Origin of the sequence: Pseudomonas sp. B14-6, from assembly GCF_013260315.1 — a bacterium.
Taxonomy (GTDB): domain Bacteria; phylum Pseudomonadota; class Gammaproteobacteria; order Pseudomonadales; family Pseudomonadaceae; genus Aquipseudomonas; species Aquipseudomonas mandelii.
The window spans coordinates 1,510,349-1,526,303 of sequence record NZ_CP053929.1 but is presented as its reverse complement, the minus strand read 5'-3'; the positions used below and the strand labels follow the sequence as shown (position 1 = coordinate 1,526,303).

The following is a 15,955-nucleotide window of genomic DNA, read 5'->3' as shown; positions in this document are numbered from 1 at the left end:
GGAGGGCGCCTTGAACCCCGGGCGGGGTTCAAGGTTTTGCCGGTATCAGCGGCGACGGAACAATGGCAGCGGTTCGTCGGTGGCGGCCTGATAGGTCACCGAGAAGTCCTTGAGACCTTCAAGGGCTTCATACGGGTCTTTATCGGCGCGAATGGCAAAGGCGTCGAACCCGCAGCGGTGCATGTAAAAGAGCTGGTCGCGCAGCACATCGCCGATTGCCCGCAATTCGCCTTTGAAGCCATAGCGGTCACGCAGCAGACGTGCGTTGGAGTAGTTGCGCCCGTCGGTGAAGGCCGGGAAATTCAGGGCGATCACTTGGAACTGATCGACGTCTTCACCGATTTCCTCGGCTTCTTCATCGGCATCCAGCCACACGCCAAGACCGCCATCGCGGGCCTTGAGCATACGACTGTGTTCGCGCCACAGCTGCAACGGGACGATCAGGTCGTCGCAGTTGCTGATCTCGTCGATGTTGAAATCCTTGGGCAGCAAGTGCCAGGTTTCGTCGACGACCTCGTTGTTCTTAATGATTCGCTGCATAGACGCGTTCCTTGAAGAGGTCGATGCCAATACGCTGATAGGTGTCGATGAAGCGCTCGTCTTCGGTACGTTGTTCGATGTACACGTCGATCAGTTTCTCGATCACGTCAGGCATGGCTTCCTGGGCGAAGGACGGGCCGAGGATCTTGCCCAGGCTGGCGTCGCGGCTCGCGCTGCCACCGAGGGAGACCTGGTAGAACTCTTCGCCTTTCTTGTCCACCCCGAGGATGCCGATGTGGCCGACGTGGTGGTGACCACAGGCGTTCATGCAGCCGGAGATGTTCAGGTCCAGTTCGCCGATGTCGAACAGGTAGTCCAGGTCTTCGAAACGACGCTGGATCGACTCGGCGATCGGGATCGACTTGGCGTTGGCCAGCGAGCAGAAATCACCGCCAGGGCAGCAGATGATGTCGGTCAGCAAGCCGATGTTTGGCGTGGCAAAACCTTGCTCGCGCAACTCGCCCCACATCGCGAACAGTTGGGTCTGTTCAACGTCGGCCAGGATGATGTTCTGCTCGTGGGACGTGCGCAGTTGACCGAAGCTGTAGCGATCGGCCAGGTCGGCCACCGCGTCGAGCTGCTTGTCGGTGATGTCGCCCGGCGCAACGCCGGTCGGCTTCAGGGACAGGGTCACCGCGACATAACCCGGCTTTTTGTGGGCCAGGGTATTGCGGGTGCGCCAGCGGGCGAAGCCCGGGTGTTCTTTGTCGAGCTCGGCCAGTTGGGCCGCCTGGTTGTCCAGGGCCTTGTACTCCGGGTCGACGAAGTGTTTGGCGACGCGATGCACTTCGGCCTCGGTCAACGTGGTCTGGCCACCGCGCAGGTGTTCCATTTCCGCGTCGACTTTCTGGGCGAAGACTTCAGGCGTCAGGGCCTTGACCAGAATCTTGATCCGCGCCTTGTACTTGTTGTCACGACGGCCATAGCGGTTGTAGACCCGCAGGATGGCGTCGAGGTAGCTCAACAGGTCTTGCCACGGCAGGAATTCATTGATGAACGCGCCCACTACCGGTGTACGGCCGAGACCACCGCCCACCAGCACGCGGAAACCGAGTTCGCCGGCCGCGTTGTGCACCGGCTCGAGGCCGATGTCATGGACTTCGATGGCCGCACGGTCAGACGTCGAACCGTTGATAGCGATCTTGAACTTGCGCGGCAGGTAGGCGAATTCCGGGTGGAACGTGGTCCACTGGCGAACGATCTCGCACCAAGGGCGCGGGTCAATCAGCTCATCGGCAGCGACACCGGCGAACTGGTCGGTGGTGACGTTACGCAGGCAGTTGCCGCTGGTCTGGATCGCGTGCATCTGCACGGTGGCCAGCTCAGCGAGAATGTCCGGGATGTCTTCCAGCGCCGGCCAGTTGAACTGGACGTTCTGCCGGGTACTGATGTGGGCATAGCCCTTGTCATAGTCGCGGGCAATCTTGGCCATCATCCGCGTCTGGCGCGAAGTCAGTTGGCCGTAAGGCACCGCCACCCGCAACATCGGCGCGAAGCGTTGGATATAAAGCCCGTTTTGCAGGCGCAGGGGGCGGAATTCTTCTTCGCTCAGCTCACCTGCCAGATAGCGTCGGGTCTGATCACGGAACTGCTTGACGCGGTCCTCGATGATCCGCTGATCGTACTCGTCATATACGTACATATAAGTCCTGTTCTCAGGCTTGGGCCGGTCGGATCCCGTTGCGTTTTTTCGCCTGGAGGTCTCCGATGCTGCCTCGGCAATTCTGCGCGCACGGCCGCGCACTCCCTACGGAGCCGGGGCAAGATACCAGTTTGCAGTTATGCGCAAAAGTGATGTTTGAGTATATGTAAAGAACCAAAACGACTAACGAGATCCGTTATGGATAAACCCGTATTTGTGGTGAGGGCAATCGTCGTCTTTACTGTGGTCGAGTCTTTATGCAATCACCGATAAAACCGACAAGAGGCGATGCAATGAGCAACCCTACCAAAGCGACAAAACCTGATAGCACGGTCGATGCTTGGGCGATTCTGTTCCTGATCATTCTGGTCGTGGGCACCGCTGTATTTTGGGTCAGCCATCAATAACCGACCCCGTCCGGGCCCGGTTCCGACGATTGTCGGACAAAAACCGGAATAAACGCCGTTTGCCGGGACTTCGCTGGCTATAATGCGCGGCGAAAATTTCCGGGGGCTCGGGCGTTAATGTTGAAGTTTGTCTACACCTTCCTGCTGATGCTTGGCGCGGCTTGGGGCCCTGTTGCGCATGCAGAGTCGGTGTTGTTCCTCAATCCGGGCAAGACGGATGAGGCCTTCTGGATCAGCTATTCGCAATTCATGCAGGCGGCCGCCAAGGATCTGCGCATTGATCTGCGAATTCTGTATTCCCAACGCATGCCCGAGCTCACCGTGGCGCAAGCCCGCCTGGCCCTGCAAGGTCCCGATCGTCCGGACTATCTGGTGTTCGTCAACGAACAGTATGTCGCTCCACAGATTCTGCGCCTGGCTCAAGGCAGCGGGGTGAAGCTGTTTACGGTCAACGCTTCGCTGACAGCCAATCAGCTGAGCCTGCTGGGCGAGCGTTCCGATCGATTGGGCAGCCTGGTGCCGAACGATGAGGAGGGCGGCTACCTGATGCTCAAGGAGCTGATTCGCCAGCATCCACCCGTGGCGCCTGGGCAGGTCATCGAATTACTGGCGTTTTCCGGCCTGAAGATCACGCCGTCGTCGCAACTGCGCGAACAAGGCATGCTGCGCGCCTTGGCCGAGCACCCGCAAGTGCGCTTGCGCCAAGTGGTTTACGGTGGCTGGAGCCGGGGAAGGGCCTATGAGCAGGCCAAATTGTTGTTCCGGCGTTACCCGAATGTCTCGTTGGTGTGGTCTGCCAATGACGAAATGGCGTTTGGCGCCATGCAAGCCTATTCGGAGACGGGTGGCGTGCCCGGCAAAGATGCCTTGTTCAGCGGGGTGAACACGTCGCCCGCTGCATTGCAGGCGATGATCGACGGTCGCCTGAGCGTGTTGGTGGGCGGGCACTTCACATTGGGCGGTTGGGCGCTGGTGGAGTTGCATGACGTGGAAATGGGCGTGGATCTGGACCAGTACGGCGGGCGCGACCGGTTGATTCCGGTATTGCAACTGATCGACAAGGCCCACGCCAAGCGGTTGCTGGCCATGGGCGCATCACCGGATTACGGGGTGAATTTCCGTCGTCTGTCGGCCAAGGGCCGGCCGACCTCCTATCGCTATCCGTTCAGCTTGCAAACCCTGATGCGCTAACGCCCCGCCAGATGCACCACCAGTTGCACGATGCCGAACAGCGTCAAAGCGAACACGGCCGTGAACAGAATCCCCAGAATCACGAAATGACTCGGCTTGCCGTGGGTGAAGTCCCGCGCCCGATTCTTCCCGCTCTGCACACCGAACGCCGCCGCCATGACGCTTTGCAGCATCTGCCAGAAGGTCGGTGGCTTGTTGTCGACTGGATCGTCCATAAATCCCTCGTCATCAATGTGTGAAGAGTAAGCATAGACAATCCGCGGCATGCACAAAGCAAATGTGGGAGCGAGCTTGCTAGCGAAGGGGCCATAACATTCAACATCTTCGTTGACTGTCACATCGCCATCGCGAGCAGGCTCACTCCCACACTTGATCGGGTTGATCCACACGTTTGTGAACGACCCAAAACAACTGTGGGAGCGAGCCTGCTAGCGAAGTGGCCATAACATTCAACATCTTCGTTGACTGTCACATCGCCTTCGCGAGCAGGCTCGCTCCCACACTTGATCGGGTTGATCCACACGTTTGTGAACGACCCAAAACAACTGTGGGAGCTAGCCTGCTAGCGAATTGGCCATAACATTCAACATCTTCGTTGACTGTCACATCGCAATCGCGAGCAGGCTCACTCCCACACTTGATCGGGTTGATCCACACGTTTGTGAACGACCCAAAACAACTGTGGGAGCTAGCCTGCTAGCGAAGTGGCCATAACATTCAACATCTTCGTTGAACGTTATAACGCCTTCGCGAGCAGGCTCGCTCCCACACTTGATCGGGTTGATCCACACGTTTGTGAACGACCCAAAACAACTGTGGGAGCTAGCCTGCTAGCGAAGTGGCCATAACATTCAACATCTTCGTTGAACGTTATAGCGCCATCGCGAGCAGGCTCACTCCCACACTTGATCGGGTTGATCCACACGTTTGTGAACGACCCAAAACAACTGTGGGAGAGAGCTTGCTAGCGAAGGGGTCGTAGCATTCAACATCTTCGTTGACTGTCACATCGCCTTCGCGAGCAGGCTCGCTCCCACAGGGGGCTCATCTGGCCACAATATTGTGGCCAGGCGCCTGGGTTAGTTGTCGTAACCGAGGTTAGGCGCCAGCCAGCGTTCGGTCACGCTCAGTTCCTGCCCTTTGCGCGATGTGTAGCTCTGCACCTGGTCCTTGTCGATTTTGCCCACCGCAAAATATTGCGCCTGCGGATGAGCGAAGTACCAGCCGCTGACCGCTGCCGCCGGGAACATCGCGTAGTGCTCGGTGAGGAACACGCCGCTGCGGCCGGCCTGCATTTCGCTGGCCTCGGGGTCGAGCAAGGCAAACAAGGTGCTTTTCTCGGTGTGATCCGGGCAGGCCGGGTAGCCCGGGGCAGGGCGGATGCCGGTGTATTGCTCTTTGATCAGCGCCTCGTTGTCGAGCGTCTCGTCCTTGGCGTAACCCCAGTGTTCTTTCCGCACCTGCTGGTGCAGCCACTCGGCACACGCCTCGGCCAGTCGGTCGGCCAGTGCCTTGACCATGATCGAGTTGTAATCATCGCCGGCGTCTTGATAAGCCTTGGCCACTTCTTCGGCGCCGATCCCGGCCGTGGTGATGAATCCACCCACGTAGTCGGTGATTTCGCTGTCCTTCGGCGCGACGAAGTCGGCGAGGGAGAAGTTCGGCTTGCCATCGGTCTTGATGATCTGCTGGCGCAAGTGATGCAGCTTGGCAATCGGCTTGCCGTCATCGCCGTAGACTTCGATGTCATCTTCACGCACCTGGTTGGCCGGCCAGAAGCCGAACACCGCACGGGCGCTGATGAGTTTCTCGTCGATCAGCTTGGCGAGCATTTCCTGAGCATCGGCATACAACGCGGTAGCGGCTTCACCGACCACTTCGTCCTGGAGGATGCGCGGGAACTTGCCGGCCAGGTCCCAGGAGATAAAGAACGGCGTCCAGTCGATGTATTCGGCCAGAACCTTGAGGTCGATGTTGTCCAGCACCCTGGAACCGGTAAAGGTCGGTTTGACCGGCACATAAGTGCTCCAGTCGAACTGCGGCTTCTTGGCGATGGCGGCCGGGTAGCTCAGGCGTTCGGTGCGGGCGCTGCGATTGGCGGTGCGCTCGCGAACGTCGATGTATTCCAGGCGAGTCTTTTCGACGAACGCCGGTTTCAACTCCTTGGACAGCAACTGCGTCGCCACGCCCACGGCGCGGGAGGCGTCGGTGACGTAGATCACCGCATCGTTGCTGTACTTCGGTTCGATCTTGACCGCCGTGTGCGCCTTGGAGGTGGTCGCGCCACCGATCATCAGCGGCAGATGGAAATCCTGACGCTGCATCTCGCGGGCCACGTGGACCATTTCATCCAGTGAAGGCGTGATCAGACCGGACAGGCCGATGATGTCGCACTTCTGCTCCTTGGCCACTTGCAGGATCTTCTCCGCCGGGACCATCACGCCGAGGTCGACGATGTCGTAGCCGTTACAGCCGAGCACCACACCGACGATGTTCTTGCCGATGTCGTGCACGTCGCCTTTCACCGTGGCCATCAGGATCTTGCCCTTGGCTTCCGGCTTGTCGCCTTTTTCCAGTTCGATGAACGGGATCAAGTGGGCCACGGCCTGTTTCATCACACGGGCGGATTTCACCACCTGCGGCAGGAACATTTTGCCGGCGCCGAACAGGTCGCCCACGATGTTCATGCCGGACATCAGCGGGCCTTCGATCACTTCGATCGGGCGGGCGAACGACTGGCGCGATTCTTCGGTGTCTTCCACGATGTGCGTGGTGATGCCCTTGACCAGCGCATGCTCCAGACGCTTGTTGACGTCCCAGTTGCGCCACTCTTCGGTCTCGGCTTCCTTGACGCTGCCGTCGCCCTTGTATTTGTCGGCGATGGCGAGGAGGGCGTCAGTGCCGTTCGGCGTACGGTTGAGCACCACGTCTTCAACGGCGTCGCGCAGCTCGGCCGGGATCTGGTCGTAGATCTCCAGCTGACCGGCGTTGACGATACCCATGGTCAGACCGTTGCGGATCGCATACAGCAGGAACACCGAGTGAATCGCCTCGCGCACCGGGTTGTTGCCACGGAACGAGAACGACACGTTGGACACGCCGCCCGAGGTCAGCGCGTAGGGCAGTTCGTCGCGGATGTAGGCGCAGGCGTTGATGAAGTCCACAGCGTAGTTGTTGTGTTCTTCGATGCCGGTGGCCACGGCGAAGATGTTCGGGTCGAAAATGATGTCTTCCGGCGGGAAGCCGACTTCGTTGACCAGAATGTCGTAGGAGCGTTTGCAGATCTCTTTCTTGCGCGCTTCGGTGTCGGCTTGGCCGGCTTCGTCGAACGCCATCACGACCACGGCGGCGCCATAGCGCTTGCACAGTTTGGCGTGGTGAATGAATTGCTCGACGCCTTCTTTCATGCTGATCGAGTTGACGATGCCCTTGCCCTGAATGCACTTGAGGCCGGCTTCGATCACTTCCCACTTCGAGGAGTCGATCATGATCGGCACACGGGAGATGTCCGGTTCACCGGCAATCAGATTGAGGAAGGTCACCATGGCCTTCTTCGAATCGAGCATCCCTTCATCCATGTTGATGTCGATGATCTGGGCACCGGCTTCAACCTGTTGCAGGGCCACTTCCAGCGCTTCGGTGTAGTTGTCTTCACGGATCAGGCGGGCGAATTTCGCCGAGCCGGTGATGTTGGTGCGCTCGCCGACGTTGACGAACAGCGAACTGCGATCGATGGTGAACGGCTCCAGGCCCGAGAGGCGGCAAGCCTTCGGGATTTCCGGAATGACACGTGGTGCATAACCGGCCACGGCTTTGGCGATGGCTTCGATGTGGCCCGGCGTGGTGCCGCAGCAGCCGCCGACGATGTTGAGGAAACCGCTCTGGGCGAATTCTTCGATGACCTTGGCGGTTTCCGCTGGCAGCTCATCGTACTCGCCGAATTCGTTCGGCAGGCCGGCGTTCGGGTGTGCCGAAACGTGGGTGCCAGCCTTGTTTGACAGTTCTTCCAGGTACGGGCGCAATTCGCTGGCGCCGAGGGCGCAGTTCAGGCCGACCGAGATCGGCTTGGCGTGGGCGACCGAGTTCCAGAACGCTTCGGTGGTCTGGCCGGACAGGGTTCGGCCGGAGGCGTCGGTAATGGTGCCGGAAATCATGATCGGCAGTTCGATACCCAACTCTTCAAACACACCCTGCACGGCGAAGATCGCGGCTTTGGCGTTCAGCGTGTCGAAAATGGTTTCGATCAGGATCAGGTCGGCGCCGCCTTCGATCAGGCCTTTGGTGGCCTCGGTGTAGTTTTCCACCAATTCATCGAAGGTCACGTTGCGGTAGCCGGGGTTGTTCACGTCCGGTGACAGCGAGCAGGTGCGGCTGGTCGGCCCGATCACGCCAGCGACGAAGCGCGGCTTGTCCGGCGTTTCCAGGGTCTTTGCGTCGGCCACCTTGCGTGCCAGGCGCGCGCCTTCTACGTTTAACTCATATGCCAGACCTTGCATGCCGTAGTCGGCCAGGGAAACCTGGGTGGCGTTGAACGTGTTGGTCTCCAGAATATCGGCGCCGGCATCCAGGTAGGCTTTCTCGATCGACCCGATCACGTCCGGGCGCGTCAACACCAAGAGGTCGTTGTTACCTTTGACGTCGCTTGGCCAGTCAGCAAAGCGTTTGCCCCGGTAATCCTGCTCTTCGAGCTTGTAGCTCTGGATCATCGTGCCCATGCCGCCATCGAGAATCAGGATGCGCTCTTTGAGGGCGTGCTTGAGAGCTTGAAGGCGAACGCTGCGATCGGACATTGGGACTACTCGAAAAGACCATGACGAAGGGCCGGGATAATAGCAAACCTGTGCGCTTTTAGAGCATGCTCCGGTTTTGCATGAATATCGCTCATGTTGGTGAGGGGGCGAGACCGGTAGAATCGCGGCGTTTTTTCAGGATCAGGACCAGGGACATGTCGTATCGCGTCATCACCAGCATCTTTATGCTGCTTATAAGCTGGGATGCCGCTGCGCAGGATCCGGCGATTTCCTACACACGTGACATTCAACCGATCTTCACCGAAAAGTGCGTGGCCTGCCATGCCTGCTACGACTCCGCCTGTCAGCTCAATCTGGGCAGCGGCGAAGGGGCGGCGCGTGGCGGGACCAAATCCCCGGTTTACGACGGCGAACGCAGTCAGGCCGCGGCGCCGACCCGGTTGTTTTATGACGCTTTCGGCAAGCGTGCCTGGCAGCAGAAAGGCTTCTATTCGGTACTCGACGCCCAAGGCAGCCAGGCGGCGTTGATGACGCGAATGCTGGAGCTGGGCCACACAACCCCGCTGCAACCCAACGCCAGGTTGCCGGAAGACATCGTCCTGGGCCTCAACCGGGAAAACATGTGCGCCATGCCGGCGGAGTTCGACGGCTACGCCAGTACCCACCCGAAAGAAGGCATGCCGCTGGCCGTCACCGGCCTGACCGACCAGCAATACCAGACGCTCCAGCGCTGGCTGGCTTCGGGTGCGCCTATCGATGAGCAAGGCCTGGTCCCGAGCGCGAAAGAGGCCATGCAGGTGGTGCAGTGGGAAAACCTGCTCAACGCCCCGGGTGCCCGGGAAAGTCTGGTCGGTCGCTGGTTATTCGAGCATTGGTATATCGCCCATATTTACTTCAAGGACGGTGAGCCGGGGCATTTCTTCCAATGGGTCCGTTCACGCACCCCGACGGGGCAGCCGATCGACCTGATCGATACGCGCCGGCCGAATGATGATCCGGGCACTCGGATTTATTACCGTTTGTGGCCGGTGCAGGGTGTGATCGTGCACAAGACCCACATCACTTATCCGCTGAGCGCGTCGAAGATGGCGCGGATCAAAACACTCTTTTACAGCGGCAACTGGCAGGTCGATGCCTTGCCGGGATACGGGCCGGAGCGCCGGGCCAATCCGTTCAGTACGTTTGAAGCGATCCCGGCTCAGGCGCGTTATCAGTTCATGCTCGATAACGCCGAGTACTTCGTCCGTACCTTCATTCGCGGTCCGGTCTGCCGTGGCCAGATCGCCACGGACGTGATTCGTGACAACTTCTGGGCATTGTTCCAGGCGCCGGAACATGACCTCTACATCACCGACCCGAACTACCGCGGCCAGGCCACGCCGTTGTTGGCGATGCCGGGACAAAACGACGATGTCGGCAGCGTCCTGAGCCTGTGGCATGACTACCGCGACAAGCGCAACGAGTACGAAGCGCTACGCCGGGACAACTACGCCGATCTGCCGGCGCCGAGCTGGTCGACCCTGTGGGCAGGCAACGACAACGCGTTGCTGAGCATCTTTCGGCATTTCGACAGCGCATCGGTGAACAAGGGCCTGATCGGCGACGTGCCGCAAACCATCTGGCTGTTTGACTATCCGCTGCTGGAACGCACGTATTATCAGTTGGTGGTCAACTTCGACGTGTTCGGCAACGTGTCTCACCAGGCCCAGACACGCTTGTACTTCGACCTGATCCGCAACGGCGCCGAGCAGAATTTCCTGCGCCTGATGCCGGCCGATTCGCGGGACGATTACCTTGATGATTGGTATCAAAGCGGTGGCAAGTTCAAAATGTGGCTGGATTATGAGTCCATCGACAATGACACGCCGACGGCCCTGAAGCTGGATGAAAAGGACCCCAAGCGCGACTTCGCGATGCAACTGCTGGCCCGTTATGGCGAGCTCGATGCCAAGCCTGATCCGATCAACCGTTGCGACGGCGCTTACTGTTCGCGACCGAACATCGACCCGGCGTTGCAGAGTGCCGAGCAAGCCTTGAGTCGCCTGACGTCACGCCCGGCGGCCGGTTTGAAGGTCATTGATCAGTTGCCGGAAGCGACGGTGCTGCGCATCGAGACGGCGAGCGGCAAGCGCGAGGTCTACAGCCTGCTGCGCAATCGGGCCCACAGCAATGTGGCCTTCCTGCTCGGTGAATCGCTGCGCTATCAGCCTGGGCTCGACACCTTGACCATTTTCCCGGGCGTGCTCAGCAGCTACCCCAACTTCATGTTCAACATACCCGCCGACCAGGTGCCGGCGTTCGTCGATGCGATGGAAAACGCCAAGGATGCGCACCGCTTCGAGAAAATCGTCGAACGCTGGGGCATTCGCCGCAGCCATCCGCAGTTCTGGTTCTACTTCCATGACCTGAGTCGCTACATCCACGAAACCGAGCCGGTGGAAGAGGGCGTGCTGGATATGAACCGGTACGAGAATCTTTAATCGACCTTTGACTGCTGGTCGGTGTCGGACTCAATAGGCACCGCCATTCCCCTGTAGGAGCGAAGCTTGCTCGCGAAGAGACCGGTACATTCAACATCATTGTTGGCCGGTCGATCGCCTTCTCGAGCAAGCTTCGCTCCTACAGGGGTCTGCGGTGATGTGTGAAGTGCGATCGGAGGGGCGCCGATGTTGATTTCAGTACAGGCACTGCGCGCCGTCGCGGCATGGACGGTGGTCTGCCACCACTTCATGCAGATATTTTTCGACTTCAAGGCCCGTGGTCCCGTGGGTCAGATGTTCATCGACAAGGGCGCGGTGGGCGTTGATATCTTTTTCGTCATCAGTGGCCTGGTGATCTTCCTGTCCACCGAAGGGAAATCGCTGCCACCTGCACGGTTTCTCCTGTATCGACTGTTTCGCATCGTTCCGGCGTACTGGCTGTACACGGTGCTGATGGCGCTGGTGGTCGTGTTCGCACAGCCTGTGTTGCCGGATCAGACGGTCGACTGGTCACATGTCCTGCTGTCGCTGTTATTCATTCCCACGCAAAACCCCGGTGGCTACGGCATCTATCCGACCCTCAATGTCGGCTGGACGCTGAATTACGAAATGCTGTTCTACGTGCTGTTTGCCTGGGCATTGCTGTTCCGTTTGCAGGTTCGGCTGCTGATCGTCGCGGCGTTGCTGTTTGCGGTGTGCCAGGCGTGGACCGGTTATGGCTGGATCAGCGAGTTCTACCGCTCGGACATTGTTTATGAGTTTCTGCTGGGGATCGCCATCGGCATGATCTACCGGCGCGGCTGGATCAAGCCCGGTGTCTGGCTGCCCTTGCTGGGGATTGGCGGCGCGTTGCTGGCGATTTATAACCTGGCACCGCAGCCACGTTTCCTGGCCTGGGGCGTGCCCGGTGCGGTGTTGGTGATGGCGTGCATGGCGCTGGAACGCTTTTTCGAGAACACCCGTCTGTTCAAGGTGCTTGGCGATTGTTCCTATTCGGTTTACCTGATGCATGTGCTGGTGCTGTCTGTCGGCGGATTTGTCGCCCAGCGTTATGGGGTAAATCCCTACGTGATGTTCGCCGTTTGTGTGGTGACCATCGGCGTGGCTTCCTGGGCAAGTTACGAATATGTAGAAAAATGCAGCTATCGGTGGCTTAAAGAGTGGATCGACGGCGAACCGGCAAGCAATGCTGTTCCGGCTCTTTCCCGACAAAAATACTAGGACTTTGTACGGCGCGATGATTGGCGTAAACTGCGCCCAAGCCTGCGAGGAGTTTCCATGACCGCTATTACCATCACCGACGCCGCACACGATTATCTGGCTGATCTGCTCTCCAAGCAGAACACCCCGGGTATCGGCATCCGCGTCTTTATCACCCAGCCTGGCACCCAGTACGCCGAAACCTGCATTGCGTACTGCAAGCCGGGCGAAGAGAAACCTGAAGACACCGCGCTGGGGCTCAAAAGCTTCACCGCTTACATCGATTCGTTCAGCGAAGCTTTCCTGGACGACGCGGTCGTCGACTACGCTACCGACCGCATGGGCGGCCAACTGACGATCAAGGCGCCCAACGCCAAAGTGCCGATGGTCAACGCTGACAGCCCGGTCAACGAGCGCATCAACTACTACCTGCAAACCGAGATCAATCCGGGGCTGGCCAGCCACGGCGGTCAGGTCAGCTTGATCGATGTGGTCGAAGATGGCATCGCCGTATTGAAATTCGGCGGCGGTTGCCAAGGCTGCGGCCAGGCAGACGTCACCCTTCGCGAAGGCATCGAGCGCACCTTGCTCGAGCGCATTCCCGAGCTCAAGGGTGTACGCGATGTGACTGACCACACGCAGAAAGAAAACGCCTACTACTAAGTAAGGTGTTCGCTGCGAAATGAAAGAACGGCACCCGTGAGTGCCGTTTTTTTATGGGTGAAATTCACTGGCCCCATCGCGAGAAGGCTCGCTCCCACAGGGGGCTATCATTGGATACCCAATCTGTTTCCGCCGCAGATCCAATGTGGGAGGACCCTATGGCCTGTAGAGATGTGCATGTCCGGCGCGGTACAGCGATGACTCGCTGAACTGATCACTGCCCAACACCCGACCCACCAGAATCAACGCCGTGCGGCGAAATCCCTTGGCTTCAACCTTCGCGGCAATGTCCGCAATCGTCCCCACCACCCAATCCTGATCCGGCCAGGTCGCCCGGTGAATCACCGCAATCGGGCAGTCGGCGCCGTAATGTGGTAGCAACTCCGCCAGGATCTTCTCCAGATGATTGACCCCCAAATGAATCGCCATGGTCGCCCCGTGCTGGGCCAGGCTCCCCAGTTCTTCACCGGCCGGCATCACGGTTTTGTCGGCGTAGCGGGTCAGAATCACACTCTGTGAAATGTCGGGCAGGGTCAGTTCAGCCCCCAAAAGCGCCGCACACGCGGCTGTCGCCGTGACCCCCGGGATGATTTCAAACGCAATCCCGAGTTCACGCAAACAGCGAATCTGCTCGCCAATCGCGCCGTAAAGACTCGGATCACCGGAATGCACCCGCGCCACGTCCTGGCCGTTGGCATGGGCGGTCTTGATCAGTTCGATGATTTGCTCCAGGTGCAATTCGGCGCTGTTGACCACCTGTTCGGCACCATGGCCTTCGAGGACGGCGGCGGGCACCAAAGAGCCTGCATAGATGATCACCGGGCAACTGCGAATCAGCCGTTGGCCTTTGACGGTGATCAGTTCCGGGTCACCTGGACCTGCGCCAATGAAGTAGACGGTCATCGTCCGTTCCTTTGAATAAAGAGTCTGTCAGAAAAGGGGCTTGGGCAAGGCTTCAGATGAAGATTGCTCATGATCGAAGGCGGGGATTATCGGGGATCTTACGCAACGCAGGCCAATGCCAGGGTGGCCTGGGCATATTTTTGTCGCGAAATCAGCAGTTTTGCCGGGGCCTGGGCCAAGTGTTCGGCGAGGGCCAGGGCGGCACTTTCCGCCACGCCGTAGCAGCCGGTGCGTTCGAACGCGATGTCCGAATGATGGCTGAGTTGGGGTTTGTAACCTTCCAATTGCTTACTGCTGAAATACATCAGCGGTAACGCCAGTTGTTCGGCGAGCTCGACCAGGCCAGGCTCATCACGCTTCAGGTCGATACTGGCCAGGGCCTTGATCTGGTGAAGTCCGATTTGATGAGCCTGCAATGCCTGATCGATCAACGCCCGCAGCGTGCTGGCGGGGCAGCCGCGCTGGCAGCCCAGGCCGACGACTAAAGTCGGCGCTGTGCGGGGATCAATCATGCGTGGTATTGGCCATCGCTTTTGCGGCGGAACCACCAGGCGCTGATCAGGCCCAGGGCCAGCCAGAACGCGACGTTGGTCAGCTGCGACGCGATTTTGAACTGAGCTTCCAGCGCTTGCGGAGCGAGCATCGAGTGCACTTCCGGTTGCGGCGCGCCGATCACGTGCGGAACGGCGAGAATCGCCACGCCAAGGATCTTCATCAGCCAGTGACGGCTGAACACGATCAACGCGATGCCGACCGCCGTGGAGGCGGCTGTACTGATCCACCAGAGTTGTCGTTGCGCCAGATCAGCTGCGGCAGTGCCCGGCAGTTCAGGCGGCAGGCCGAGGGTCGGGGCCAGCACGAAGGTCGCGTAACCGGCCAGGCCCCAAAGCAGGCCCTGGGAGGTTTTGGTCGGTGCACGCAAGGTGTAGAGGCCAGCGAGCATCAGGGCGAAACCGACGGCGACCACCAGGTTACCGCCCGTGGTCGACAGCAGGCGCTGCCAGCCGTCTTCCGGCTCCCAGGCTTCGGCGTCGTGAGTGTGAGCGGCGGCACCGGCGGCGTGTTCGTGAACTTCAACAGCGGCCGGCTCGGATTTTTCGTAGGTTTCGGCCTGCAGAATCAGCGGCGAGACCCAGAAACTTTGCAGCAGGGTCAGCAGCAGAGCGGCCAGCAGCCCTGTGAAACCTGCGGTTTGCGCAATACGCTTGATCATGTCAGCAGGTCTCAATGGCACGGGAAGGCAGAGCTGTGACGGGTGTCGTGCGCGGCATTGTGCACCGCTTCGATGTGCGAGAACCCAGCGAAATACACAAGGCATGCGCCAAGGATCGACGCACACACGGCGGCGGTCAGGCGTTGGCTCAGGGTTGTGGTGGTACTGGCGGTGCTGTGGTCGGTGCTGCTGATGATCGACATGGCGCATCCCTCTGGTCTGTCAGCGGGTGAATAGAGCGCATGGAAGACCCCTGCGAATCGGGCGCACAGAGGTTCAAACAGCGCCCGCCCACCGCGGGTTTGTTATTCAGTGACGTAAAGGTCACTTTGTGTTGCGGGCCGGTCTCCGGGCTCACGAGGGGTCAAGGCTTGCGCCTGTACCTGCAAGCATCACCTTCCCATGCCGAACTGCTGGCACAGTGGGTCTGACGCTTCGCTCGCTTACCGTTGCGGGGGCAGCACCGGACTGACATGGCTTGGAGTAAAGCACATGATTCACCGGTTTCCCGTTTCACCCTGTGAAGGGCACCCGTAACAAGGCGTGTAGGAGAGCATGGGCGGGGGTTTGACGTCAATTGGCATGGGTTCTCATTCGATAGCGAGGTGAATTCTTCGCGGGCACGCCTCGCTCCTGTAAAAGCACCGCTGTCCCGCAGGAGCGAGGCTTGCCCGCGAAGGCGCCGGTGAGAGCGCCACAAGACATTGACCCGCCCCCACACCATGCGTAGCCTTGCGCTTTCGAGGTTCTTCGGCATTTGCCGAAGCTAAGAAGGGAACGCGGTCGATGCCGCGGCTGCCCCCGCAACTGTGAACGGTGATGTTCGCTGCCACGCCACTGCAAACCCTGTGCAACGGGTTCGCGGGAAGGCGCAGCGAATGCCAGGTCCATCGACCGGCACACCGTCAGCCAGGAGACCTGCCTCGACACAGATTCTCACTACAACCGGGCGGGGTGATCCGGTG

The 15,955-nt window shown here is 59.5% G+C and carries 12 protein-coding genes and 2 riboswitches; of the genes, 4 read left to right on the top strand and 8 right to left on the bottom strand.

Going from position 1 to position 15,955, the window contains the following annotated elements:
* Positions 1-45: 45 nt before the first annotated feature.
* Both HP062_RS06885 and HP062_RS06880 read right to left on the bottom strand, forming a co-directional pair.
* Entirely contained in the window at positions 46-540 is a 495-nt protein-coding gene (locus HP062_RS06885) for a DUF934 domain-containing protein (RefSeq protein ID WP_010460931.1), read from the bottom strand.
* On the bottom strand, positions 524-2,182 hold the full coding sequence (locus HP062_RS06880) for a nitrite/sulfite reductase (RefSeq protein ID WP_172791126.1): 1,659 nt from the start codon (positions 2,180-2,182) through the stop codon (positions 524-526). Before HP062_RS06880 ends, HP062_RS06885 begins: the two co-directional genes overlap by 17 nt.
* A 524-nt stretch (positions 2,183-2,706) precedes the next feature.
* Here HP062_RS06880 and HP062_RS06875 point away from each other — a divergent pair.
* Positions 2,707-3,780: an ABC transporter substrate-binding protein gene (locus HP062_RS06875; RefSeq protein WP_145310436.1), complete on the top strand. Its 1,074-nt coding sequence runs from the start codon at positions 2,707-2,709 to the stop codon at positions 3,778-3,780.
* Here HP062_RS06875 and HP062_RS06870 read toward each other — a convergent pair.
* Together HP062_RS06870 and metH are read right to left on the bottom strand one after the other, a co-directional pair.
* Positions 3,777-3,995: a DUF2970 domain-containing protein gene (locus HP062_RS06870; RefSeq protein WP_010460924.1), complete on the bottom strand. Its 219-nt coding sequence runs from the start codon at positions 3,993-3,995 to the stop codon at positions 3,777-3,779. The two genes, HP062_RS06875 and HP062_RS06870, sit on opposite strands and share 4 nt — an antisense overlap.
* Positions 3,996-4,859: 864 nt before the next feature.
* Complete coding sequence (metH, locus tag HP062_RS06865) at positions 4,860-8,570, bottom strand: methionine synthase (RefSeq protein WP_083376574.1); 3,711 nt, start codon at positions 8,568-8,570, stop codon at positions 4,860-4,862.
* 155 nt (positions 8,571-8,725) lie between these two features.
* Here metH and HP062_RS06860 point away from each other — a divergent pair, with 155 nt between their 5' ends.
* The 3 genes from HP062_RS06860 to nfuA all read left to right on the top strand — a co-directional run bounded on the left by HP062_RS06860 (position 8,726) and on the right by nfuA (position 12,874).
* On the top strand, positions 8,726-11,011 hold the full coding sequence (locus tag HP062_RS06860; protein WP_172791125.1) for a fatty acid cis/trans isomerase: 2,286 nt from the start codon (positions 8,726-8,728) through the stop codon (positions 11,009-11,011).
* A 186-nt stretch (positions 11,012-11,197) separates the two neighbouring features.
* Complete coding sequence (locus tag HP062_RS06855) at positions 11,198-12,232, top strand: acyltransferase (RefSeq protein WP_172791124.1); 1,035 nt, start codon at positions 11,198-11,200, stop codon at positions 12,230-12,232.
* Positions 12,233-12,289: 57 nt separating this feature from the next.
* Positions 12,290-12,874: a Fe-S biogenesis protein NfuA gene (gene nfuA, locus HP062_RS06850; protein ID WP_007898222.1), complete on the top strand. Its 585-nt coding sequence runs from the start codon at positions 12,290-12,292 to the stop codon at positions 12,872-12,874.
* Positions 12,875-13,030: 156 nt separating this feature from the next.
* On the opposite strand, the gene cobM is transcribed toward nfuA, so the two are convergent.
* The 4 genes from cobM to HP062_RS06830 form a co-directional block, all read right to left on the bottom strand.
* A complete protein-coding gene (cobM, locus tag HP062_RS06845; RefSeq protein WP_077747683.1) occupies positions 13,031-13,777 on the bottom strand; it encodes a precorrin-4 C(11)-methyltransferase in 747 nt (248 codons plus the stop codon).
* A gap of 98 nt (positions 13,778-13,875) precedes the next feature.
* Complete coding sequence (locus tag HP062_RS06840) at positions 13,876-14,289, bottom strand: cobalamin biosynthesis protein (RefSeq protein ID WP_102595008.1); 414 nt, start codon at positions 14,287-14,289, stop codon at positions 13,876-13,878.
* Positions 14,286-14,990, bottom strand: a complete 705-nt coding sequence (locus HP062_RS06835; protein ID WP_172791123.1) for a CbtA family protein — start codon at positions 14,988-14,990, stop codon at positions 14,286-14,288. Before HP062_RS06835 ends, HP062_RS06840 begins: the two co-directional genes overlap by 4 nt.
* Before the next feature lie 11 nt (positions 14,991-15,001).
* On the bottom strand, positions 15,002-15,193 hold the full coding sequence (locus tag HP062_RS06830) for a CbtB-domain containing protein (protein WP_010460909.1): 192 nt from the start codon (positions 15,191-15,193) through the stop codon (positions 15,002-15,004).
* A gap of 118 nt (positions 15,194-15,311) precedes the next feature.
* Positions 15,312-15,540: riboswitch (cobalamin riboswitch) on the bottom strand.
* Between the two features lie 176 nt (positions 15,541-15,716).
* A riboswitch (cobalamin riboswitch) is annotated at positions 15,717-15,931 on the top strand.
* Positions 15,932-15,955 lie beyond the last annotated feature (24 nt).

Excerpts from the sequence above, each read along its gene's own strand:
- HP062_RS06885 (WP_010460931.1), bottom strand. The coding sequence starts at position 540 with ATGCAGCGAATCATTAAGAACAACGAGGTCGTCGACGAAACCTGGCAC.
- HP062_RS06880 (WP_172791126.1), bottom strand. The coding sequence starts at position 2,182 with ATGTACGTATATGACGAGTACGATCAGCGGATCATCGAGGACCGCGTC.
- HP062_RS06875 (WP_145310436.1), top strand. The coding sequence starts at position 2,707 with ATGTTGAAGTTTGTCTACACCTTCCTGCTGATGCTTGGCGCGGCTTGG.
- HP062_RS06870 (WP_010460924.1), bottom strand. The coding sequence starts at position 3,995 with ATGGACGATCCAGTCGACAACAAGCCACCGACCTTCTGGCAGATGCTG.
- metH (WP_083376574.1), bottom strand. The coding sequence starts at position 8,570 with ATGTCCGATCGCAGCGTTCGCCTTCAAGCTCTCAAGCACGCCCTCAAA.
- HP062_RS06860 (WP_172791125.1), top strand. The coding sequence starts at position 8,726 with ATGTCGTATCGCGTCATCACCAGCATCTTTATGCTGCTTATAAGCTGG.
- HP062_RS06855 (WP_172791124.1), top strand. The coding sequence starts at position 11,198 with ATGTTGATTTCAGTACAGGCACTGCGCGCCGTCGCGGCATGGACGGTG.
- nfuA (WP_007898222.1), top strand. The coding sequence starts at position 12,290 with ATGACCGCTATTACCATCACCGACGCCGCACACGATTATCTGGCTGAT.
- cobM (WP_077747683.1), bottom strand. The coding sequence starts at position 13,777 with ATGACCGTCTACTTCATTGGCGCAGGTCCAGGTGACCCGGAACTGATC.
- HP062_RS06840 (WP_102595008.1), bottom strand. The coding sequence starts at position 14,289 with ATGATTGATCCCCGCACAGCGCCGACTTTAGTCGTCGGCCTGGGCTGC.
- HP062_RS06835 (WP_172791123.1), bottom strand. The coding sequence starts at position 14,990 with ATGATCAAGCGTATTGCGCAAACCGCAGGTTTCACAGGGCTGCTGGCC.
- HP062_RS06830 (WP_010460909.1), bottom strand. The coding sequence starts at position 15,193 with ATGTCGATCATCAGCAGCACCGACCACAGCACCGCCAGTACCACCACA.